The 23,385-nt window shown below is 60.2% G+C and carries 14 protein-coding genes; 11 read left to right on the top strand and 3 right to left on the bottom strand.

Annotated elements, in window-relative coordinates; translation table 11 throughout:
* Positions 1-6: 6 nt before the first annotated feature.
* Both QOZ81_RS08560 and QOZ81_RS08555 read left to right on the top strand, forming a co-directional pair.
* Positions 7-3,372, top strand: coding sequence for a class I SAM-dependent DNA methyltransferase (locus tag QOZ81_RS08560; protein ID WP_300714399.1), 3,366 nt, complete (start codon positions 7-9; stop codon positions 3,370-3,372).
* Positions 3,373-3,458: 86 nt separating this feature from the next.
* Positions 3,459-5,318 carry a hypothetical protein gene (locus tag QOZ81_RS08555; RefSeq protein ID WP_291198904.1) on the top strand — a complete coding sequence of 620 codons (1,860 nt, stop codon included), beginning with the start codon at positions 3,459-3,461 and terminating at the stop codon, positions 5,316-5,318.
* Positions 5,319-5,506: 188 nt separating this feature from the next.
* Here QOZ81_RS08555 and QOZ81_RS08550 read toward each other — a convergent pair whose 3' ends face one another.
* Positions 5,507-8,314: a hypothetical protein gene (locus tag QOZ81_RS08550; protein ID WP_291198906.1), complete on the bottom strand. Its 2,808-nt coding sequence runs from the start codon at positions 8,312-8,314 to the stop codon at positions 5,507-5,509.
* 623 nt (positions 8,315-8,937) lie between these two features.
* Here QOZ81_RS08550 and QOZ81_RS08545 point away from each other — a divergent pair.
* The 4 genes from QOZ81_RS08545 (at position 8,938) to QOZ81_RS08535 (ending at position 13,578) form a co-directional block, all read left to right on the top strand.
* Complete coding sequence (locus QOZ81_RS08545) at positions 8,938-9,507, top strand: JAB domain-containing protein (protein WP_291198908.1); 570 nt, start codon at positions 8,938-8,940, stop codon at positions 9,505-9,507.
* 790 nt (positions 9,508-10,297) lie between these two features.
* Entirely contained in the window at positions 10,298-10,558 is a 261-nt protein-coding gene (locus QOZ81_RS16770; protein ID WP_441316712.1) for a helix-turn-helix transcriptional regulator, read from the top strand.
* The gene (locus tag QOZ81_RS08540; protein WP_291198910.1) at positions 10,555-13,089 is read left to right on the top strand and encodes a hypothetical protein; all 2,535 of its coding nucleotides are present in this window, start codon (positions 10,555-10,557) and stop codon (positions 13,087-13,089) included. Before QOZ81_RS16770 ends, QOZ81_RS08540 begins: the two co-directional genes overlap by 4 nt.
* A gap of 141 nt (positions 13,090-13,230) precedes the next feature.
* A complete protein-coding gene (locus QOZ81_RS08535) occupies positions 13,231-13,578 on the top strand; it encodes a hypothetical protein (RefSeq protein WP_291198912.1) in 348 nt (115 codons plus the stop codon).
* 80 nt (positions 13,579-13,658) lie between these two features.
* Here QOZ81_RS08535 and QOZ81_RS08530 read toward each other — a convergent pair whose 3' ends face one another.
* Both QOZ81_RS08530 and QOZ81_RS08525 read right to left on the bottom strand, forming a co-directional pair.
* Positions 13,659-14,639, bottom strand: a complete 981-nt coding sequence (locus QOZ81_RS08530; protein WP_291198914.1) for a hypothetical protein — start codon at positions 14,637-14,639, stop codon at positions 13,659-13,661.
* A 297-nt stretch (positions 14,640-14,936) separates the two neighbouring features.
* Positions 14,937-15,653 (bottom strand): FadR/GntR family transcriptional regulator, encoded by a 717-nt coding sequence (locus QOZ81_RS08525; protein ID WP_291198916.1) that lies wholly within the window; start codon positions 15,651-15,653, stop codon positions 14,937-14,939.
* Positions 15,654-15,825: 172 nt separating this feature from the next.
* Between QOZ81_RS08525 and QOZ81_RS08520 the strand changes: the two genes are divergently transcribed.
* From QOZ81_RS08520 to QOZ81_RS08500, 5 genes are all read left to right on the top strand, one after another.
* Positions 15,826-17,589: an L-lactate permease gene (locus tag QOZ81_RS08520; protein WP_300714395.1), complete on the top strand. Its 1,764-nt coding sequence runs from the start codon at positions 15,826-15,828 to the stop codon at positions 17,587-17,589.
* Positions 17,590-17,685: 96 nt separating this feature from the next.
* The gene (locus QOZ81_RS08515) at positions 17,686-20,541 is read left to right on the top strand and encodes an FAD-binding and (Fe-S)-binding domain-containing protein (protein ID WP_291198920.1); all 2,856 of its coding nucleotides are present in this window, start codon (positions 17,686-17,688) and stop codon (positions 20,539-20,541) included.
* Positions 20,538-21,281 (top strand): (Fe-S)-binding protein, encoded by a 744-nt coding sequence (locus QOZ81_RS08510; RefSeq protein ID WP_291198922.1) that lies wholly within the window; start codon positions 20,538-20,540, stop codon positions 21,279-21,281. The genes QOZ81_RS08515 and QOZ81_RS08510 overlap by 4 nt, the downstream gene beginning before the upstream one ends.
* The gene (locus QOZ81_RS08505) at positions 21,271-22,704 is read left to right on the top strand and encodes a LutB/LldF family L-lactate oxidation iron-sulfur protein (protein ID WP_291198924.1); all 1,434 of its coding nucleotides are present in this window, start codon (positions 21,271-21,273) and stop codon (positions 22,702-22,704) included. Before QOZ81_RS08510 ends, QOZ81_RS08505 begins: the two co-directional genes overlap by 11 nt.
* Complete coding sequence (locus tag QOZ81_RS08500) at positions 22,697-23,359, top strand: LutC/YkgG family protein (RefSeq protein ID WP_291198926.1); 663 nt, start codon at positions 22,697-22,699, stop codon at positions 23,357-23,359. The genes QOZ81_RS08505 and QOZ81_RS08500 overlap by 8 nt, the downstream gene beginning before the upstream one ends.
* Positions 23,360-23,385 lie beyond the last annotated feature (26 nt).

The following is a 23,385-nucleotide window of genomic DNA, read 5'->3' as shown; positions in this document are numbered from 1 at the left end:
ACCCGCATGTCTCCGAATCCTTCTGCTTTCGTATCGAAATGGAAAGGCTCTGCCGGTGATGAGCGGGCCAACAAGGATTCCTTTCTCCGGGATTTCTGTGAGGCCCTGGGACTTGATAGCCCTGGGCCCAAAGACACCTCACCCGATTACTGCTTCGAGAAGGAGATCCGGCTAACTCACGGGGACGGCACCACCACCACCGGCTTCATGGATCTCTACCGGACCGGAAGCTTTGTGCTGGAGGCCAAGCAGGGCGGCCGTCCCGGCTCGCCCAATGCCCGGGGCACCCGGAGCCATGATCGCTATATGGAGCGGGCCTTCGGGCAGGTGGTTCGGTATGTCCAAGCCCTGCCCAAGCGGCCCCCGTTCGTCATTACCTGCGACATCGGCCATGTCTTCGAAGTTTGGGAAGGATTCTCTGGCGATTTCGGCGGCTATGCCCGCCGCCAGACCTTCCGCATGGACGATCTCCTCAAGGACGATGTGCAGGCTTATTTCCGGGCCATCTGGGATGATCCGCAGAGCCTCGATCCCGCCCGCCGCCGCGCCCGCGTCACTCGCGAAGTCGCTCAGACGCTAGGCCAGCTGGCCCAGCGGCTGGAGGGACGCTTCCCCGGCGAGGCCGTGGCCCGCTTCCTCATGCGTTGCGTCTTTACCTTCTTTGCCGAGGATGCGGGCCTTCTGCCTGCCAACGCCTTCCAGGATGCGCTCGACCGCTGGCGGAAGGATCCGCGTCTCTTCGTGCGCGGCCTGGAGAGCCTCTGGGATGCCATGAACACCGGTGGTCTCTGGGGGCCATTGCCCATCCTCCACTTCAACGGCGGCCTCTTTTCTGAGTATGTGGCCCTGGATCTGGGCACCCAGGACATCGACCTGCTGTTCCAGGCCGCCCGGTTCGATTGGGCCGAGGTGGATCCCTCCATCTTCGGGACCCTACTGGAGAGCGCTCTGGACAGTCGGGAACGGCATCGGTTAGGCGCCCACTACACACCCCGCGCATATGTGGAGCGCCTGCTGCGTCCGGCTCTGGAGGAGCCCCTGCGGCAGGACTGGGATCTGGCCCAGGCTGAGGCCCTGAGCCATCTGTCGGAGTTTCCTACCGAGGCCGAGAAGGCCGAAGCCCGGACGGTACTACACCGCTTCCAGCATGACTTGGCCCACCTCCGCATTCTCGATCCAGCCTGCGGTTCAGGCAACTTCCTCGCGGCGGCCTACGATACCTTGAAGCGGCTTGAAGGCGAAGTGCAGCGCCGCCTTCAGGATATGGGCGAGACGGAGCAGGCCCTGGCCCTGGAGGGGCAGGTCGTCACCCCCAAGCAGTTCATGGGCATCGAGGTGAAACCCTGGGCCGCCGCCATCGCCGACATGGTGCTGTGGATCGGCCACCTCCAGTGGCACCGCCGCCTGCACCCAGGCCACACTCCGCCTGAGCCGGTGCTCCAGGCCTACGGCAACATTGCCTGCCGGGATGCCGTGCTCACCTGGACCGACACCCGCGAGACGGGGCGCACACACTGGGATGGCGTGACCACCAAGCCACACAGCGTGACGGGTCGGGAGGTCCCGGATGAGTCAGCCCAGTTACCCATCCTGGAATACCTGAACTCACGCCCCGCCACCTGGCCCGAGGCAGATTTCATCGTGGGCAACCCACCCTTCATCGGAAACAAGCGCATGCGCGACGCCTTGGGGGATGGCTACGCCGAGGCCCTCCGCGCCGCCTACCCCGCCGTGCCCGACAGCGTGGACTTCGTCCTCTACTGGTGGCACAAGGCCGCTGAGGCCGTAAAGGCTGGCCATACCCGGCGCTTCGGCCTCATCACGACCAACAGCCTCACCCAGACCTTCAACCGCCGCGTCATCTCCCACCACATGAGCGGGAAGCCGCCCCTGAAGCTGCTTTGGGCCATCCCCGACCATCCCTGGACCGATGATGGTGCTGCCGTCCGCATCGCCATGAGTGTGGGCGGACTCGAAGGCCAACCCTGGCTAGGGCGCGTGATCGAGGAGCGAAGTGCCGACACACCAGAAGCCGAGGCCGAGGCAGTGAAGGTCGAAAGTAGAAGCGTGGAGACCATCCACGATGATTTGAGTGCAGGAGCGAACGTGGCTAGTGCTGTGGCCCTCAAGGCCAACGGTTCTCTGGTCAACCGAGGAATGACATTGGTTGGAAAAGGGTTTCTCTTGGATGCTGTCGCATACCAGCGACTTGGGAAACCTGCCATCGGGGTTCCCATTCTCTCCGGCCGAGATCTCACGGATGAACCAAGGGGATTAAGGGTGTTGGATGCCTTTGGCCTCACCGAAAACGAATTGAGGATGTCTCACCCAACGGCTTACCAGCATTTGTTCGAGACAGTCCGGCCGGAACGGATGCAGAACAACCGCCCCTCCTACCGAGAGAAATGGTGGGTGTTTGCAGAACCTCGGGGGCTATTCCGTCCGGCTGCGAGAGGTCTCGCCCGATTGATTTTTTCACCAAGAACAGCGAAACACCGAGCATTCTCCTTCATTCCTGCGGGGACCTTGGCCGATAGCGAAGTGATTCTCATTGCTTCAGAAGATGCCTTTCACTTGGGAGTGCTGAGTTCCCGTGTGCATCTCGCGTGGGCCACGGCTGCTGGCAGCACACTGGAGGACCGCCCGCGCTACAACAACTCTCGCTGCTTCGACCCTTTCCCCTTCCCGGACGCTACCGAATCCCAGAGGGTTCGCATCCGCGACCTGGCAGAGCGATTGGATGCGCACCGAAAGGCCGCCCAGGCGCGGGGCGTGACCATCACAGGAATGTATAACCTCCTGGCCAAGCTGCGGGCGGGGGAGTCTTTCACGCCTAAGGACCGCGAGCAGCACGAAGCCGCGCAGACCGAAATACTCCGCCAAATTCATGATGAGCTGGACGCAGAGGTAGCTGGGGCCTACGGGTGGCCAATAGATCTGCCCGAGGCGGAGATCTTGGAGCGCCTCGTGACCCTGAATCGGGAACGCGCCGCCGAGGAGGCCCGGGGCCTTGTGCGCTGGCTGCGGCCCGAATACCAGGCCCGGGCCGCAGGCGCCGCCCTCGAACTCGAGACGCCTCGCCTGGTACCGGAGCCCGAGCCGGGAGTTCTGACAGGGGCCCCCACACCCGAAATCAAACCCGTGCCCTGGCCCACAGAGCGGCGTGCACAGCTCCAGGTATTGCGCGACCTCCTGCTCAGCTGTGCCCGACTTTGGTCCCTCGAAGATCTTGCCAAGGTCTTCAAGTCCCGGGGCCGGTACCGCGACTCCATTCAGGCTCACTTGGGAGTTCTGGAGGACCTAGGCCTCGTGGATCGACTCGACACCCCCGAAGGCCTTCGGTGGAGTCGGCCCACAGCGGCGGTAGTTTGATGGTAAGACGAGGAAAAGGATTATCGATTTTATTGATGTAATTAATTTTTGTAAAAATTGAATTATATACAACAGTGGAGAAATTTATGATCGATCATGAAAAAGTAAATGAAATTCATATTGAGAATGGTCGATCGAAAATTACAACGGAATCTCAAGCTAGAAACGATTTACCATTTAATCGACTGACTCCACCCTGGCTTGAACGCGATAATTCTCTTCCATTTTCTGTCCTTTCATCCGACGAATTTGAGATATTAGCTTTTTTATTGCTTTTAAAAGAAGATCCAAAAAATTGCGACAATATATTCTATTTTGGAAAAACCAAAGATCTTGGTAGAGATATTTTTGTAATTAAAGATGGTATCGTCGAGTTAATTCAATGCAAACATTATAATGAAAATATTGGTATTGGTGTAATCAGGAAAGAAATTGCAAAATTATATGTAAATGTATTTAAAAAATTAATTTACCCAGCCCCCGATAAGATATATTTTTATGCGTCGAAGGATTTTAGTTCTCCCGGCATTGATCTACTTACTAATCAAACATTATGGATAAAAAATATTGATCAAGCTCTAGAGGAATTCCTTGGTGAAGCTCCTGGCGACGAATTGTTAGTCTTTTGTCACGAGTGGTGGCCTCAATTCGTGCCAGAAGGTGGGATCAAGCTGACCAACCGGATAAAACAATATGGTGATTTAGTAGAAGAATTTTTCGCAATAAGAAAGGTTGTGACCCCGGAATTGTTGGACCCTCTAAATCAGCATCTTAAGGAAATATTGGCGTATGTTAGGCCTAGCGTAGATCAAGTTCCCCAAATGATGCAGCAGCTTGTGCATCAAATTGAGCAAGAGAATCCTGGATTATCAGTAACAACAGAAAGCAGTTGTTCAAATACCATTTACATAATTAGACCGTCTAATCCCGACGAGGCGATACTCGTGGATCCTCCGACATTCCCAGACACAGATCAAGGTAGAGTCGGAAGAGAAAAATTCCGACAATTGATAGAAGAGGGGCGCGAAATCGAGTTAAGAGAAGGAGAATTTGATTGGGTTCCACCTATTAAAAGTTCCCATGGCGGATGGGTAAATAAGCCTGATGTATTTAGAATGAAACCCAATATCCCAAGTAGCAAGGTGCCAATTTCCATACATCTACTTGATGAAATCGAGAATGAGATCGATAAAATCGATCTAACCTATCTTTCCTTGGTTCGGCGTGGGACAAAGGAAATAGAATTATCAATTGGAGGCGGTCAATTATCTGGGAACATGATATTTACCCTTTCAACGGAAGACCAATCAAAGACAAGAATTGATTTAAATTTGGATTTATCGATTACACGTGCATTAAACGCATATAATACTATCCGTTTTTTAAAACATATGGCAGTTCCAAAAATATTTGAAGTTACATCTCCAGAACATGGGTTCCGCCTGTTCAGAGGTGAAGGAGTCAAACTGAATTTCGATGCTGCAACTTATGATGGCTCTGAAACTATTTTGAAATGGCTAGTTACAATTAATAATAAACTTAAAACAGACTTTCGATATCCGAAGGATGCGCCTGAAAAGGAGGATATCAATACGATCGAAATCATTGCGATGGCCATTGAGCATGGAGCAGTGAGTGTTCCTTCGTTACTAGAAGGAAGTCTCGTATTATCCGCCGACAAGGTCTTAGCTACCGGATTATTAGATGATTGGAAAACAGGTCAGCCGCTGACTATCAATGGGAACCGCGTGGTACCTTTTATGCTTTTTGGGAAGCCTATAGATCTTGGTCACGTAGGTATAAGTATGGTCAATGCTTTTCCAGTTGATGAACTAAATTATCTAGAAAATATTATTTCAAACATGTCCGATACTGACGAAATAATGATTTCATTAAAATATGATAAAATTATTTATGAATTCGATGGCCTAAAATGTAACTCCTAATCTCCAGATGGGAGTTGCAGTTCCACAAACTGAAGTCGAGGCAATAATTCTTGGCGAATATCATCTGTATTCGAGGCCAGAGAGAGACATTTACCAAGCACTTTGCGGAGGGTAGGTACAGTCGCGATTGGCTGGATGCCCACCATCGATGTTTCTGGGTTTGGGACTCGTGAACAATTGTATTAACCCTAGGGCGTGACACCTTCTGGGGGCGTCTTGAAGAGAGCTTCCACCATTTGGGCGGCACCCCCAGACCACTCCTCTAAGCGCCGCCCTCTCACCAGGTCCAGTACAGCCTCCGGGCTCCCGAAAAGCGCGCCAGCCCGGTCGGGCAGGAATCGGTAGCGGTCGAAACGGTCCGAATCAGAATGATCCATTTCCAAAACCATTGCAGCGACTTGCGGAAGCATCGGGATGGGATTGTGGCGAGCCGCTCGAAGAATGGTTGCAGCAAACCCCTTCCAGGGCGTGAAGGGACCTTGGTTTCCCACTCCACCAGATGCGGCCTTCCCGCAAAGCACATTCAGAGTTGCTGGCAGAGCGTTTTGAAGGGCATCAGCCAATCGATCCGGCTTGCCAGAGTAATGCAGACGTAAGCTGGCATGTAGTCGCGACAGGGCCTGCTGCTGGAAGTATGCGTTTGGCCCGAGATCAAAATTCTCAATCAATGTTTGCTTTAAGCGGAAAGCAAATGAGAGGTTTGCTGCGATGAGCGAGTCCACCTTGTCAGAGAAAACTGCCCAAGGGAAATCGCCCGCCAAGTGGCCACGTCCTCGTGCAAGCTGGACGGCTTCTAGCAGCGAAGATAACCCCGGGGGTTCTCTCCTGGTGCCGTTGGCATCTAATGGCCAACGATCCGGCTTTTCTCCATTTCTCCGGTCTATGAGCAACCCGAACAGGGACTCCAAATCAGCCTTTCGCAACCAGGACAAGTAGTAGGCTGCATCTCCGGATTGCTCCGGAGACTCTAGAAAGGCAAGCAACTCAACTAGGTCCGCATCTCTGATTTTCTGGAACAAAGTCTGATGGCGTTCATATGGATGCAAGTATGGTTCCGCGAGGAATCTCCGCCAATGTTCCTCGCAGTCTTTGGCGGAAATGCCTTGGGGTAGAAGATCCCTGGCTTCTGTACCAAACAAGGACTTGATGATGTAGATCACAGCATCTCGGCCACGTTCCTCATCAACAGTGGGTTGTTGCATACGGAATTTCATCGCAGGATCGGACAAGATGACCTGACCGATCTCGCTTTCTTGAAAGGGTTTTGTAGTGGACCAGACCAGTTCCTTGCTCCGTTTTTGGATGAGCGAGAACACATCCGGTTTACAAGTTCGCAGGATGTTCAGCGCCAACAGATGATCGAAGTCGATCTCTCCTGGCAAAGCCGTCCAGAAATCTAGGCACCTTCGAAGGGCCTGCTTTAAGGTTCTGGGCGTCTCGCATAGGGTGAGGAGCGCGTCTTGAAGGGACTCAATGCCCGTCGAAGAAGCGCCGGTAAATCCTGGGGAGGAATACAAATAATCCTCTAATCGTGATGACAACCCATCTTCCTGAGCCAGGGTGCCATCGAATTCCCGGCGGGGCCTTGCATCTCTCGCCGGGTCGATTAAATCGGGCCGATCCGTGGTGCAACCTCGTCGAAACTGGTCCAGGATACGCTTTGCGTTCTCTTTCGGCAGGCGGGGGATCGGCTCCACGAAACGGGCGATCTTTTCCAGGTCAAAACGGGCATGAAGGTTAGTTGTCGCGGTGACAACAGCCAGCGAATCGCAACGGTCGAGACCATGAAGCAAGGCCCGGATGGGGGCCAGGATCAGAGCTTGTTCAGTGGTTTCCGAATCGTCGGAGATCGAAGCTCCTGCGAAACGTTCCAAATCCTCCACCCACAAGACGTATCGAATTCCGACGGCGGTGGCGGCCTGATCGAGATGAGAGAGGAGTTTCGGGGGGCTATCCCACCGGCCCCTTAGAAGACGCCCCAGCACGGACCAGAAACCGCCCGCCGCACTCACTGCTTCCCAATACATTTCCGGAAGCCCCCACAGGCTGGTGACGCTCACATCCTTCCGAAATTCGTCGACCAAGCGTTGGAGAATGCCCTCAACTGCAGCTGCGGGCGTGGTGAAGGGCCAAAGCTCGATCTGGACCAGCCGGACCCGGCCCTTCACGGACGCTTGATCGAGGGCATCCTGCACCAACAGCCCCAAGGTGCTCTTGCCTGAGCCTAAGGGGCCGAGCACCGCCTGGGAATAGGGGTGTTTGGAAGAACATAGGCGCTGGGCCATCCGTTGAGCGATGTTCCGATGGCCGAAGCGGTCCTGGTCCAACTTCTCCACCGGCTTGTCGTCCTTGAGCCAATTTCGAAGTTCTTCAAAATCCCGAAAATCCGGCACACCCGCGGGGTCCTCTGATTGTCCATCCCTAGGAAGGGATTCCTTGGGTTCGGGCGAACGCCAGGGAACAAATGACAGACACGTCGTGGCCCCTGCCACCAACAGAATGAGCCCCGCCTTGATTCCGATGGGTGCATGGGGGCTGATCAGCAGAACTGTGGATTCGGGCAACCCCAACCACCCTGTAAGGCCCTTCCAGCTCCCCAGCATCCAGACAAGCATAGTGGTGCTGAGCAAAGCCCCCATCCACAAGCGCGGATACATCAAGATCGTCCGCAGGAGGGACCATGGTGCGAGGCCAGTCTTCCAGAAATTGGCATTCGCGTATTTCACGAACAAGCCGATGCCAAGCACTAGGAGCAGCGCCCACCAGGGGTAGGTGGCCACGAGCTTTCCGATACGCTGAAACCATTGTGGCGCCTTCTCACCTTCGCTGATCCAAGGAGCGATGGCCCAAAGAACAATGAGCACCACAAGAGAAGCGGCGATCGCGATACGGAGGGTCTCGACCCATCGCTGGGCAATTGCCTTGGCGCGATTCCAGTCACGCTTAGAATTTGGGTTGGCCATCGATATCCTCGATGCCCCATCTTGGGTGCCCATGGGTCAGTCCTTGCTATCCCTTGACGGTAGCCTTCCGAGTGGCATTTCCCAAGGGATTCAAGCCCCCCATTTCGGCATAAGCGAGACTCCCCGCTTTAAGTCACGGTGATCAACCAAGGTGCCCTGATGCGCATCTCAAAGGTCCGGGAAAGGGGGTCGCCGTGAGATGCCTGGCATTGGGATTGCCGGGAGGGCTATTGTCACCGCGCCGTCTACTCCGCCACGAGACCGGAATTGGACTGTGCCCATGGTGTGCCTGGTCGGGGTCAGGGTGCTGGTGACCCATTGGTTGCGAGGGGGGCGAGGGAGTGGGATTCACGGATTCCTTACCCATTCCAGATCAGGCACTGCCGGTTGTCCTGATCCCGCGCCACGGCGGCCCTACCCGCTCTCTGCCCGGTTCTCTTCGTTACCCGGTTCGTTCCCGGTCCAGGCCTGGGGAGCGGGGGACCCCGGCGTTTTCGTGCCCCGATCCGGTGGGCGCGGAGAACGCCATGACCCCTTCCAGTCTTCCTCTCTTCCCAATTGTTTCCACCCAAGCGACCGCGAAGGTCTTTCCTGTCGCCGAGACCGTGGCCCTCTACGGGCCCGAATCCCTCTCGGATGCCCAGATCATCGAAGCCATGCTGAACCGCGTGCGCCCCGGGCGGGCCGATCAGATCCTCCAGCAGGCCGGGAGCATGAGTCGTCTGGTGGCCATGGGGCCCTCTGAACTCCAGGCTTTAGGCCTCAGCAAAGCCGAGATGGCCCGTTTCGCCATCCTTCAGGAGGTTCACCGCCGCAGCACCAGAGTGGGTTTCGACCGTCCGCGTATCACTTCGCCCCGGTCGGCTGGCACGTACCTCTTGCCCAAGGTTCAGGGCTGGACCGAAGAGCGCTTCGGATTGCTGGCCCTCAATGCCAAGGGCGAGCTACTGGCCGACCGCATTCTGAGTCAGGGGACGGCCACCGCCACCCTCATCAGCCCCCGAGAATTCTTTCGCGAGGCCCTGCGCTACGGTGCCACCACGGCCCTGGCCTGGCATAACCACCCCTCCGGGGATCCCACGCCCTCCCGCGAGGACATGGCAATCACCGCTCGCCTGCGGTCTGCCGGTGAGAGCCTGGGCGTTCCCTTGGCGGATCATGTGGTTCTGGGCAGTGATCGCTGGCACAGCTTCCGCGCGGCGGAGGGGTGGGACTCTTGCCATTGAGAGGAGTTTCGGAAGAAGCGATTCACGCTCGTGAATGGCCACCTTCCATGTGGCATTGCGGTTGCACTTTCAACTCCGGGTCGCCAGGGAGAGCTGGGCGCAAGTAACGACTCTGGTGTGACATTTGTCACAATTGACCACAACCTGGTCGTTCTTAAAACCTTGGGACATTGGACCTAAGTCGGTCTTTATGCTCTCAAGGCTTAATCGCTTTGCGCAGCCTGGAGCTTAGCAGATCACTTAGAAAAAGTCAAATATTTTTTACAATCAATTTTTCGACTGAATCGCAAGTTGTTTGGACTTCCGCACTTACATGGGTTGACTCAGACTTGCTCCGTGGTGGTTGTTTGGTGCATCGCACCTACGCTACCTCAACTGCCCCCCCTCCCCATCCAGTACTTACCAGGTGGCCGGACAAGGAGGGGGGCACCCCGGGGGATGACTCCTCAGGGCAGCCCATTCTCGAACCGGACTGGCCTTGAGGCAAGACAACAGACCGCTCTGACCCCCCTAGGAGCCAATTAGGAGGGCTCATGGCCATCTACTCACCTTCCCCCCTTCCCTGTCGGGATGATGGGGCCCATCTCAGCGGCCTGATGAGCGTTCGGGCGTTTCTTCGTTGGGCAGATATCAGCAAATCCCAGTTCTACAAGGAAGTGCGGAACAAGCGGCTGTTTCCCAAGAAGGTGGGGACTCGGACTCTGGTGGAAAGGGAGGAGGCCGAACGATGGAAATCTAGCCTCCCTGTCCTTGGACAGGATGGCCAGCGGTCCATCCAGGGAGGGGAATAGTGGTGAAGTACGCCATTCTCCGCCTCCCTGCTGTGCTCCAGGCCCGTGGCCGATCGAGGAGCACTCACTACCTGGATATTCGGCAGGGGCTCTTCACCCGCCCTGTCTCGCTCGGCGCCCGGTCCGTAGGATGGCCTGAACACGAGGTGGCGGCCCTCAACGAAGCGCGCATTGCTGGAAAAGGGGACGCCGAGATTCGTTCCCTTGTCCGCACCCTCGAAGCCAGCCGGAAGGCCCCTGGTCTAAGGGAGCAGAAGTGAGCGAATCGTCAGCGAATGATTTTCCGAATGGCGAAGGGGAAACCCGAGGAACCGAGGAAACCGACCTCTGCACCAACGAGGAATTCCTGCGGACCCTCTTCATTGGCCCATCCGGCAATGCGCGGCCCGTCGTGGTCTGCTTTGAGGGGCATCCTGGGCAAGTCAGTGCTTCGGCCTGGTTCGGCTCTCACTGGTCCGATGGCAACCCGGCAGGCGCGGCGGAGGCCAACACCTACTTCTCCCTGGCCGCGTTCAGGCCCGACGAGTCGGGTCGATACCGTCGTCGGAAGGCACAATTCATGGCACTTCCTGCGGTCATGCTGGACGACTTGGGTGGGAAGGTGCCCTTGGATCGGCTTACGCTCCCGCCAACCTGGCTTCTTGAAACTTCCCCGGGGAACTTCCAGGCAGGCTACGCCTTCAAGGAACCGCTGTTGGATGGCCTTCTGGCGGATCGCCTAATGAAGGCCATCGTGACGGCTGGATTGTGCGATCCGGGGGCGAATGGTCCTCGCGCTCGACTGGCTCGGCTCCCTGTGGGCAGTAATGGCAAGCATCAACCAGCCTTCCGCTGCCGCATGAAGTCCTGGGAACCAGGGCGGCGTTACTCCATGGATGAACTGGTCGCAGGGCTCCAGTTGGATCTTGCGGCTGCTGGTGGTTCAACACGGCGTGAGACGCGACATCCTGCATCCCATCCAGAGGATGGAGACGCGGTCCTGCTGCCTCGTCCCGACGAGAATCCGGTCCTCGTGGCCCTAAGGGATCGGGGCCTTTACAAGACCCCGCTGGGTGAGGGGAAGCATGATCTGACCTGCCCCTGGGTCGAGGAGCATTCTGGCGGCGTTGACCATGGCACGGCCTACTTCGAGCCAGATGACAATTGGCCCATTGGTGGCTTCAAGTGCCAGCATGGCCATTGTTCTGGGCGGCATATCCGGGATTTGCTAGCCTTCCTCGGGATCCAGCCCAGTGAAGCTCGGATGAAGCCGACCATCCGCACGGTCGCGGGAGAGATCCATCGAGTGGTGGACGCGGCAGAGCGGGAGCTGGCCCAGGCACGCAGGTTCTACCAGCGCGGAGGATTGATCGTGACGGTGAACACGGATCCCGGGACTCGGGAGACCCGTGTCCAGGAGGTCTCCCAGCCCGCCCTCGTGCGTGCCCTCGCAGGCGTGGCGAGTTGGGAGCGGTTCGATGGGCGCTCAGAGGATTGGGTGAGGACTGACCCCCCTGCCCGCCATGCTGGCGTGCTCTTCGATTCTTCGGTCTACCCTCACCTTCCCGTGTTGAACGGGCTGGCCCGCCAGCCATACCTCCGGCCTGATGGCAGCCTGGTGCGGACGGCAGGGTACGACCCTGACACGGGCATGTTCGGAGTATTCAACTCCAAGGCCTTTTCCATCTCGGAGGCCCCCACTCGAAAGGATGCAGAAGCAGCTCTGGAGGTGCTTCACGACCTGTTGACTGAATTCAGTTTCGCCCGTGAGGTAGACAGAGCTGCGGCCCTGGCTGCAATCCTGACCGCCACCGTTCGTGCGAGCCTGCCACTGGCTCCGATGTTCCACGCTCGGGCCCATATGCCAGGTTCGGGGAAATCCTACCTCTGCCAGTTGATCACTGCCTTCGCGACGCCTCAGCGTGGCACCCCCACTACATTTCCTGCCGACGATGAGGAATGTCGCAAATTACTCCTGGCGGAACTGCTGCGGGCCCCGGCTGTGGTTGAGTTCGACAACTTGACTGGAGATCTTGTGCCCCACAAGAGCCTTTGCACGGCCTTGACCTCCGAATTCATTTCGGGGCGGATCTTGGGCCTGTCTAAGACCGTCAGCGTCTCCACCCGTGTGCTGGTGCTCTCCAGTGGCAACAACGTCGATCCGGTGCGGGACATGACACGCCGCTGCCTCTCCATTCACTTGGCCCCCCAATGTGAGGTCCCCGCGGCCAGATCCTTCTGTCGACCCCACCTGATTAGAGAGGTGCTCCAGGAGCGCGGCCGGTATGTATCCGCCGTCTTGACCCTCATCTGTGCATGGGTGGCCGCTGGATGCCCCAAGGAGGAATGCAGGCCGTTTGCCGGCTATGAAGACTGGTCTAACTTCTGTCGTCAACCGCTTCTATGGCTTGGAATTAATGATCCAACTGATTCTATTTTTGAAGCCATGACGGAGGACCCGGAAAGGGATGTCCTCCTACGCTTCCTGGATGCATGGATGCACACCTTTGGGAAGACCAGTGCCATGGTCCGTGATGCACTCCGCAGGGTTGCGGCCAACGGGGACAAGGATGCGGACCTTCGGGATGTCATGGAGGAAATCGCTGGAGAACGAGGGGCGATTAACTCCCGCAAAGTTGGCTGGTGGATGCGCCGTCACGTCGGACGGATCGTAGATGGCAGGCGCATTGTGCGTGCGGCCGGAAACACCTCCTCCGAACGATGGCGTGTGGAAGTGGCCCCGTCGGTTTGTTCGGTTTCTCCGGTTTCCATCCCGGAGTCCGCGAAAGTTGCTCGCGAAGACGTGGCCTGAGGCGGCCTGAGCCATCTCACCAAAGGGTGATCTCGTGCCCTGGGTAACTCACCTGCAGGCTCTTTCACTGGGCGCTGCCACATCGGGGGAGTCCCTAACCATCGAGTGGAAATATCCATCCCTAACAATTTGGAGAACAACATGCACAACAAGGATCATCGCCCGATTGAAAGCCGAGCCCTGGCCCGACCTACTCATTCACATCCCCAGATGACCGCACTTCTGAAGACATTCAAGATCGATTACAAGCTCAGCTATTGGCCTTACGACGTGGTGTCGAACCCAATCGTGGCAAACGCATACTCTGGCGCCTCGAATGGGGAGAAGTTGATCATCGAATTCCTGCTCAACGTTTGGGATCAGGGCAGAGATTGGACCGAGCTGGGATACCGAAATTTTAACCTCGCCCATGCCGTGGGAACTTGGGGGCACTCCAGTCGAAGCGCGCTGGCCGTTGCTTCCTGGATGGCCATGCCTTTCTTTCCCTGATATTGACTGATGAGGGCTCTGGATTCTGGTCTAGTCGGCTTACCGCAAAAAGCGGGTCTGACAGGCTTTGGGGACGATGTTCACCATTTGTCGTGCACTGTGTTTGGGGTTGGTCTTATGGCCTTAGGGTTATGGACTAAGTGTGACCGCCAGGACCAGCTAGCTCCACAATCACAAATCCAGATGCTGCTCAGTGAATTGCTGACTCTCTCGAAGAATCCGCACCGAGCTAAGAAGTAGTCGACGGTTGAAGGGAAGATATTCGCCCAGAACTCAGGGCAGATTGCTACCACAAGTGGGCAGTTCAATTCAGAGCATATGACCTCGTACTTCCGTGCCTTTTTTGCTACAGAGCTCTTGAATCTATCCATGTCATAGCCACCTGCATCTCCAACGAAGATGTAGGGTTGAATCAATGACGGGCCTTCGGCTTCCCGGCATTTCCAAGTCACAACGCCAGAAAAACCAAGATCGGGAGCAATTTCTTCCAGATTCATTCGGTGTTCCAACCTGTCAGGTGGAGCCGTTGGTCCCAAAGCGATGGTGAGTGCCTCCACCAAACTTGAGTGGGCTACTGCCAAATCGTCCACTTCGGGGGCCAGGTAGTCGCTCAATTCGAGATCGAATCCAGGAGGTAGTCCTTCCTTTAATCGATTTCGAAGGTCTTCAACCTGGGACCGGAGGGTTTCCCCGTCTTGATTCCCGTGAAGGGACGTTACCTCGACAATCAGAGTGGGGCGACCGTCCTCACCAAAGACCACCCAATCCGGTGTCTGTGAGGTTCCGTCCCCTCGCATAACCCTTGGGCTGTTTTGGGCGGAAATTCCACATTCGAGGAGGATGGCCCCAACCATCAGTTCCTTGTATGCATCCCAGAATTTGGGCATGTCCGGGTTCTGGAATAGCCGAATTGCCTTGGCCTTCTGTTCACCCATCAAGTCAATAAAACCTTCAATGTGTTCACGAACTTCCTTGAATTGGTCAATTGTCGCAACCTGAAGAAGCCATGAATCGGGGGGTAGCCCCCTGATGAACTCAGCGGTGAACACCTGGGGAGTCACGACTTCTCCCATTTGTTCGGCCCTAGAACTCGGCTTTGATTAACGATTTGGTGGGTCGTCATGGATGAATCTCACGGCAATTGACTAGGCCATGATCTTATGAAATCGGGGCCAAAACCTTGAAAGCTAGCTTGCTTGCCATCCTGACTCTGGGGGCAGATCTGGGGGCATGATCAAGAGGCAATAAAATTAAGTATGTCGATTCACATTACTTTAGATGGCATGTGTGGTAGCCACCGGGCCACCATGCAAAGCGGGCACTCGCGTGCCCGCTTTGCATGGCCGTGATTGGGCGCTCTAAACGATCCACTTCCTCAGCTCGCCCTCCGCGAAGATGAGGTGCGCGAGCATGGCTTCCGAGGCGGCCTTGGGCGACCGGGAACGGATGGCTTCGAGGATCTCGGAGTGCTGGTCGATGATCTTCTGGGCGTTCTGGATGTTGTCGTGGTACAGCTGGCGCCGGGCCACGGAATTGGCCTTGGCGAACTCCTCGGACACGGTCTTGAACAGCTTGGTCAGCAGGCTGTTGTGGGTGGATTCGGCCACCGCGTAGTGGAAGGCTGCGTCGAATTCCTCGCCCTTCTCCGGATCGAGCACGTTCAGCCGCTCGCGCATCTTCTCGAGCATGGCCTCGATGTGGTCGAGTTCCTCCTCGGTGGCGCGTTCCGCCGCAAGGCCCGCCGTGGCGGTCTCGAAGATGCGGCGCATCTCGAACATGTCGAGGAGCGAGCTTCGTTCGACCGCCAGGAACATGGCCAGGGGGCGGATGATGTCATCGGTCTCGGTGCCCCGGACGAAGGTGCCCTCGCCGGGACGGATGTCGATGACGCCGAGCATCTCCAGGGTCCGGATGGCCTCCCGCACGGAGGCGCGGCTGACCTGGAACTGATCGGCCAGTTCCCGCTCCGCCAGCAGCCGGTCCCCCGGTTTCAGCCTCCCGTCGGTAATGAGTTGCTTGATCTGCTCCACGATCTCCTCGTAGAGCCGCTTGGTCTTGATGGGGGAGAATTCCATGGGGTCGCTTTATGAAAAAATATAACTGTTGAAAAAAATACTACATGGAAAGTGTGATCAAAAATACCACTCTTCAGTATGGTCTGACCACTAGACCCATTGTAACCTTCGCCCAAGCTCTTTCCCATAACCCTACCCCCCCATCTTCTTCCTACCCCCCTCTGGAGGCTGCATGACCCCCTGGACCCAAGTCTATTCCCCCGTCATGGGGAATATCTTCATTTCCGCACTGGTGGCCGCCTTGCCGGTCTTCGTGCTGCTGGGCTTCCTGGCCAAGCATGTGAAGGCGCATTATTCCGCCATCCTGGGCCTGCTCACCTGTCTGGCCGTCGCCATTTTCGTCTACAAGATGCCCGCCGGCATGGCCGGCATGGCCGCCGTCCACGGCGCGCTCTTCGGTCTCCTGCCCATCGGCTGGATCGTGCTGAACGCCATCTTCATCTACGACATCACTGTCAAATCCGGTGATTTCGAGGTGGTGAAGCACAGCATCGCCGGGCTGGCGGGCGACCGCCGCATCCAGGCCCTGCTGATCGCCTTCAGCTTCGGCGCCTTCATCGAGGGCGCCGCCGGCTTCGGCACGCCGGTGGCGATCTCCGCCGCCATGCTGATCGGCCTGGGCTTCCGGCCCCTCCAGGCCGCCGGTCTGGCCCTCATCGGCAACACGGCTCCCGTGGCCTACGGCGCCCTGGGCAGCCCCCTCATCGCCCTCGCCGGCGTCACCGGCCTGCCCCTGGACATGCTGAGCGCCGCTGCCGGCCGCATCCTGCCCATCTTCTCGCTGATCGTGCCCTTCTGGATCATTTGGACCATGGCCGGACGCAAGGCCATGATGGAAGTCTGGCCCGCCTGCCTCGTGGCCGGTGGCAGCTTCGCCATCACCCAGTTCGCGGTGAGCAACTTCCACGGCCCCTGGCTGGTGGACATCATCGGCGCCATCGTCTCCATGGTGTCCCTGGTCCTGTTCCTCAAGGTCTGGCAGCCCAAGACCACCTGGCGCTACGAGCACGAGCGCGAAGAGGCCCACACCGAGAAGGTCGAGCAGCCCACCGGCAAGATCGTGAAGGCCTGGCTGCCCTGGGTGTTCCTCTCCCTCTTCGTGTTCGTGTGGGGCACCCCCCAGGTCAAGACCTTCCTGAATGGCGGCACGAAGGAGAAGCCGAACTTCCTGATGGGCTACACCGTCAAGAACTTCGAGATCCCCAAGCTCCACAAGATGGTCATCAAGGCTCCCCCGGTCGTCGCCAAGCCCTCGGCCGAAGCCGCCGTCTGGACCTTCAACTGGCTCTCCCTCACGGGCACCAGCCTCCTCCTGGCGGGCATCCTCAGCGGTCTGGTGGCGGGCTTCAGCTTCCTTGAGCTCGTCAAGATCTTCGGCAAGACCGTCAACCGCGTGAAGATCTCCCTGCTCACCATCGCCGCCATGCTGGGCCTGGGCTTCGTGTCCAAGTCCGCGGGCCTGGACGCCACCATGGGCCTGGCCTTCGCCAGCACCGGCGCCCTGTTCCCCTTCTTCAGCGCCATGCTGGGCTGGCTGGGCGTGGCCCTCACGGGCAGTGACACCTCCGCCAACGTGCTCTTCGGCGGCCTCCAGAAGATCACCGCCCAGCAGCTGGGCCTGAACCCGATCCTCACCGCCGCGGCCAACACCACCGGCGGCGTCATGGGCAAGATGATCGACGCCCAGAGCCTCGTGGTGGCCTCCGTCGCCACCAACCAGCAGGGCGAAGAAGGCACCATCCTGCGCTACGTGTTCTTCCACAGCCTGGCCCTGGCCGCGATGGTCGGCGTCGTGATCTTCCTCTACGCGAAGGTCCTGCCCGCCAACTGGATGCCCCAGGTGCCCGCTGCCCCCGCCGTGACGACCGCTCCGGCCGCCGCGCCTGCCGTTCCGGCTGCCCCCGCAGCTGCGCCCGCCCCCGCCCCGGCCAAGTAGGCCGCGCGGACTTCAGACGAATGACCTGGGTCCCGCCGACATCCTGATCGTCGGCGGGACTTTTTACCGCCCCTACGCGGGGAGAGGATGTTTCTCATGATCACTGCCACCGCCACCTCCCTCAGGGATTCCCTTGTCGCCATCGTGGGCCCGGACCGCGTGCTGGACCGGCCGGTGGACCTCATCGCCTTCGCTTCGGACGCCAGCTTCTATCGGCTCATTCCCAAGGCGGTGGCCTTCGCGGGAAGCGTCGAGGACATCCGGGGGCTCTTCCGGCTGAGCCACGAGCGGAAGATCCCCATGACCTTCCGGGCCGCGGGCACCAGCCTGTCAGGCCAGTCGGTGTCGGATGGCATTCTCGTGGAAGTCGCCCGCAACTGGCGGGGCATCCAGGTGCTGGAAGGCGGGGCCAAGGTGAAGGTCCAGCCCGGCGTCATCGGCGCCCACGTGAACCACGCCCTCAAGTTCTTCAAGGCCAAGATGGGCCCCGACCCGGCCTCCATCAACACCTGTACGGTGGGTGGCATCCTGTCGAACAACTCCAGTGGCATGTGCTGCGGCGTCACCCAGAACGCCTACCACACGCTCGAATCCCTGACCTTCGTCCTGCCTTCGGGCACCGTGATCGACACGGCCGCCCCGGATGCCGACGCGCGCTTCCGCGAGGCCGAGCCGGAGCTGGCGCAGGGCCTGTTGAACCTCAAGGCCGACCTCCTGGCCAACCCCACCCTGGCCGAGCGCATCCGGGCCAAGTACAAGATGAAGAACACGACGGGCTATTCCCTCAATGCCTTCATCGACTTCGACCGGCCCGTGGACATCTTCCGCAATGTGCTGGTGGGCTCCGAAGGCACCCTGGCCTTCATCGCCGAAGCCGTGCTGAAGTCCGTGCCCGACCTGCCGGTGAAGGTGACGGCCTTCCTGCTCTTCCCGGATCTGCATGCCGCCTGTGCCGCCATCATCCCCCTGCGGGATGCGGGCGCCGCGGCCCTGGAGCTGCTGGATCGCGCCTCCCTGAAATCCGTCGAGAACCAGCCGGGCATCCCCCCCGGCATCAAGTCCCTGCCCGAAGGCGCCGCGGCGCTGCTGGTGGAGTTCCACGGCCGGGACGAGTCCGTCCGTGCCGAATTGGAGCGCACCGCCCTGGCCACGACGGCCGACCTCAAGCTGATGGAGCCCGCCCGGTTCACCCATGACCCGGTGGAGCAGGCCCTCTTCTGGAAGATCCGCTCGGGCACCTTCCCCTCCGTGGGCGCGGTCCGCAAGCGCGGCACCACGGTGCTGATCGAGGACGTGGCCTTCCCCATCGAGAGCCTGGCGGACGCCGCCGTGGACCTCACCAAGCTCTTCGCCAAGCACGGCTATGACGAGGCCATCATCTTCGGCCATGCCAAGGACGGGAACCTCCACTTCGTCATCACCCAGTCCTTCAACGACCAGGCCGCCGTGGACCGCTACGAGCGCTTCATCGACGACGTGGTCGAACTGGTGGTGAAGAAATACGATGGCGCCCTGAAGGCCGAGCACGGCACGGGTCGCAACATGGCCCCCTTCGTCGAGGCCGAGTGGGGCCCCGAGGCCAAGGCCGTCATGGAGAAGCTCAAGGCCCTGGTGGATCCCCTGCACCTGCTGAACCCCGGCGTCATCATCAACGCCGACCCCAAGTGCCACGTGGCCGACCTCAAGCCCATGCCCGGCGTGGAGGAGGAGGTCGACAAGTGCATCGAGTGCGGCTACTGCGAGCCCAAGTGCCCCAGCCGCGAGCTGACGCTCACGCCCCGCCAGCGCATCGTCGTGCGCCGCGAGATGGCGCGCCTCGAGGGGAACCACGAGAACCCTGCCCTGCTCTCCTCCCTGCAGGCGGCCTTCCCCTACATGGCCCTGGAGACCTGCGCGGCCGATGGCCTCTGTGCCACCGCCTGCCCCGTGAGCATTGATACCGGCCAGCTCACCAAGCGCTTCCGGCGGGCGAGCCACAGCCGCCGGGCCCAGAAGATCGCCCTCTCCGTGGCCCGCAACTTCGCCACGGTGGAGCCGGTCATGCGGGTCGCCCTGCGCTCCGGGCACATGGTGCAGAGCCTCTTCGGGCCCAAGGTGATGCCCTTCATCACCCGGGTCATGAAGGCCTTCGGCGCCTCCCACCAATGGAGCCCCGAGATGCCCAGGGCCGCCAAGGCGCCCCTGCCCGTGACCTCCCTGGAAGGCGCCCAGGCCATCTACTTCCCGGCCTGCATCTCCCGCATGATGGGCCACCTGCCCGGCGAGTCCGAGGAGCTGAGCCTGGTCGAGGCCCTGGTCAAGGTCTCGGCGCGGGCCGGTGTGCCGGTCCACATCCCCCTCGACGTCGAAGGCACCTGCTGCGGTGTACCCTTCTCCTCCAAGGGCTTCGACCTGGCGCACAAGTACACCGTGAACCACGCCATCGAGAAGTTCTGGGAATGGAGCCAGGAGGGCCGCCTCTCGGTCGTCATGGACACCAGCCCCTGCACCTACGGCGTGGTCACCAGCCGGGCCTACCTCACGCCCGAGAACCAGGCGAAGTTCGACAAGCTGAAGATCATCGACAGCACTGCCTTCGCCTACGACGTGCTGCTGCCCAAGCTGCAGGTGACCCGCAAGGTGGGCTCCGTGGTGCTCCACCCGGTCTGCTCGCTCACCAAGATGAACCTGCTGCCCAAACTGGAGGGCGTGGCCCAGGCCTGCGCCGACAAGGTCGTCGTGCCTCGCGATGCGGGGTGCTGCGGCTTCGCGGGGGACCGCGGCTTCACCCATGCCGAGCTGACCGCCTCGGCCACGAAGCATGAGGCGAAGGAAGTGAAGAGCCAGTCCTTCGATGGTCACTACGCCAGCAGCCGCACCTGCGAAGTGGGTATGACCCGCTCCACGGGCGAGATCTACCGCAGCTTCCTGTACCTGCTCGAATCCGCGACCCGCCCGGAGGTGGCCAAGTGAGCGACAAACCGACGAAAGTCTATTTCTACGGGACCTGTCTCGTGGACCTGTTCTTCCCCGATGCCGGCATGGCCGGCATCCAGCTCCTGCGCCAGGCCGGGGTGGAAGTCGTCTTCCCCGAGGGGCAGACCTGCTGTGGCCAGCCGGCCTTCAACTGCGGCTACTGGGAGGAGGCCCGCGACGTGGCCCGCACCCAGGTGGCCCTGTTCCCCAAGGATCTGCCGGTGATCCTGCCCTCGGGCAGCTGCGCCGGCATGATGAAGGTCCACTATCCGGAACTCTTCCACGGGCAGCCCGACGAGGCCCAGGTGCGCGCCTTCAGCGCCCGGGTCTACGAGTTGACGCAGTTCCTGGTCGATGTCCTGGACGTGAAGCTCAAGGACCTGGGTGAGCCCGTGAAGGTCACCTGGCACAGCTCCTGTCACGCGGTCCGCGACCTGGGCCTGAAGGGCGAGCCCCAGGCCCTCATCGGCCAGCTGTCGAATGTGGAGCTGGCGCCCCTGTCGCGCACCCATGAGTGCTGCGGCTTTGGCGGCACCTTCTCCGTGCGCCAGCCGGAGATCTCCGGCGTCATGTCCTGCGACAAGGCGGCGGATGCTGAGGCCACCGGCGCTTCCGTGCTGCTGTCCACGGACGGCGGCTGCCTGCTCAACGTGAACGGCACCCTGGAGGCGAAGCAGAGCCCGCTCCGCGTCCAGCACATCGCCGAGTTCCTCTGGGAGCGCACCCATGCACGCTGAGAAAGAAATCCTCTTCCGCGATTCCGCCTCGAAGGCCCTGCTGGATCCCCAGCTCCGGGCCAACTTCCGCCGGGCCATGGACGGCCTCATCACCAAGCGCCGGAACCAGTTCCCGGATCCCCGGGACCTGCAGGACCTGCGGGACCTCAGCACGGCCATCCGCTCGCGGAGCCTGCTGAGCCTGCCCGAGCTGCTGGAGCAGTTCGAGGCCAACTGCACGAAGAACGGCATCCAGGTCCACTGGGCCGAGACCTGCGAGCAGGCCAATGAGCTGATCCTCGGCATCATGCAGGCCAAGGGCGCCAAGACCCTGGTCAAGGGCAAGAGCATGGTCTCCGAGGAGATGCACCTCAACGCCTTCCTGGAATCCAAGGGCATCGAGGCCCTGGAATCCGACCTGGGCGAGTACATCATCCAGCTCGATGGCGAAACGCCGAGCCACATCATCATGCCCGCCATCCACAAGAACAAGGATCAGATCGCCCGGCAGTTCAGCCAGAAGATCAAGGATGCGAAGTACACCGAGGACGTGGACGAGCTCACCGCCATGGCTCGCAAGGTCCTGCGCGAGAAGTTCCTTCACGCCGACGCAGGCCTTTCCGGCGTGAACTTCGCCGTGGCCGAGACCGGAACCCTCTGCCTGGTGGAGAACGAGGGCAACGGCCGCATGAGCACGCACGTGCCGCCACTCCACATCGCCGTCATGGGGCTGGAGAAGGTGGTGGCGCGCCTGGAAGACGTGGCGCCGCTCTACGCCATCCTCACCCGCTCCGCCACGGGCCAGGCGGTGAGCACCTACTTCAACCTCATCAGCGGCCCCCGGGGCACGGACGAGAAGGACGGCCCCCGGGAGGTCCACCTCGTCATCCTCGACAACGGGCGTTCCCGGATGTACGCCGATCCCCAGCTCCGCGCCACCCTGCGCTGCATCCGCTGCGGCGCCTGCATGAACCACTGCCCGGTCTACACCCGCATCGGCGGCCATGCCTACGAGGCCATCTACCCGGGCCCCATCGGCAAGATCCTCACGCCGCAGATGGAGGGCGTGGGCGTCCGGCACGACCTGATCCATGGGTCCAGCCTCTGCGGCGCCTGCAGCGAGGTGTGCCCGGTGGAGATCCCCATCCCCGAGATCCTGGTGCGCCTGCGCCGCGAGGCCACCCACGAGGACGTGGGCTCGAACGTGCTGGGCCGGGGGACCGGCCGGACAGCCGCCGAGGACTGGGCCTGGCGCATCTGGGCCGGCGTCCTGAAGCGACCGGCGCTCTACCGGGTGGCCTCCTGGTTCGCCACCCGCTTCGGCAAGGCCCTGCCCGCCGGGGCCCCCCTGATCAAGAACTGGACCCGCACCCGCACCAAACCCGTTCCGGCCCGCCGCTCGCTCAGCGAGCGCATGCGCGCCGAGGGAGGCTCCCATGACTGACGCCCGCACTGCCATCCTCGGCCGTCTCCGCGCCGCCGGCGGGTCCGGCCCCCTGCCCGATCTCGACACCGCCGTCCTGGAGCGCCGCCAGTGGCCCGCCGCTGAGCGTGTGGAGCGCCTCCGCAAGGGCATGGAGGCGGTCCACACGGAGTTCCTCGAGGCCACCCCGGCCACCTGGCCCGTCGTGGTCAGGGCCTTCTGCGACCGCGAGGGCCTGAAGAACCTGCTCTTCGGCCCCACCTGCGAAGCCGGGGCGGACTTGGCCAAGGGTTGGGCCCCCGGGGGCACCCAGCTGATGCCCTACGACCGCCCCGTCGAGGCGTTCAAGGATGAGCTGTTCACGGGCGTGGACGCCGGCTTCACCAGCACCGTGGGCGGCATCGCCGAAACGGGCGGCCTGCTGCTGATGCCCGGTTCCGCCGAGCCGCGCCTCATGTCCCTGGTGCCCCCCATCCACATCGCCCTGCTGCGGGCCTCCACCATCCAGGACACCTTCTGGTCCGCCGTGAAGGCCCTGGGCTGGGGCCGGAGCCTGCCGCCCAATGCCTTGCTGATCTCCGGCCCCAGCAAGACCGCCGACATCGAGCAGACCCTCGCCTACGGCGTCCACGGCCCCAAGCGCCTCATCGTGGTGCTGGTGCAGGATCTCGCCTAGACCCAAGCCCGCACCCGCGCTAGACT

The organism is Geothrix sp. (assembly GCF_030219325.1).
Taxonomy (GTDB): domain Bacteria; phylum Acidobacteriota; class Holophagae; order Holophagales; family Holophagaceae; genus Geothrix.
The sequence above is the reverse complement of the archived record's forward strand: the minus strand, read 5'-3'. Positions and strand labels throughout refer to the sequence as shown.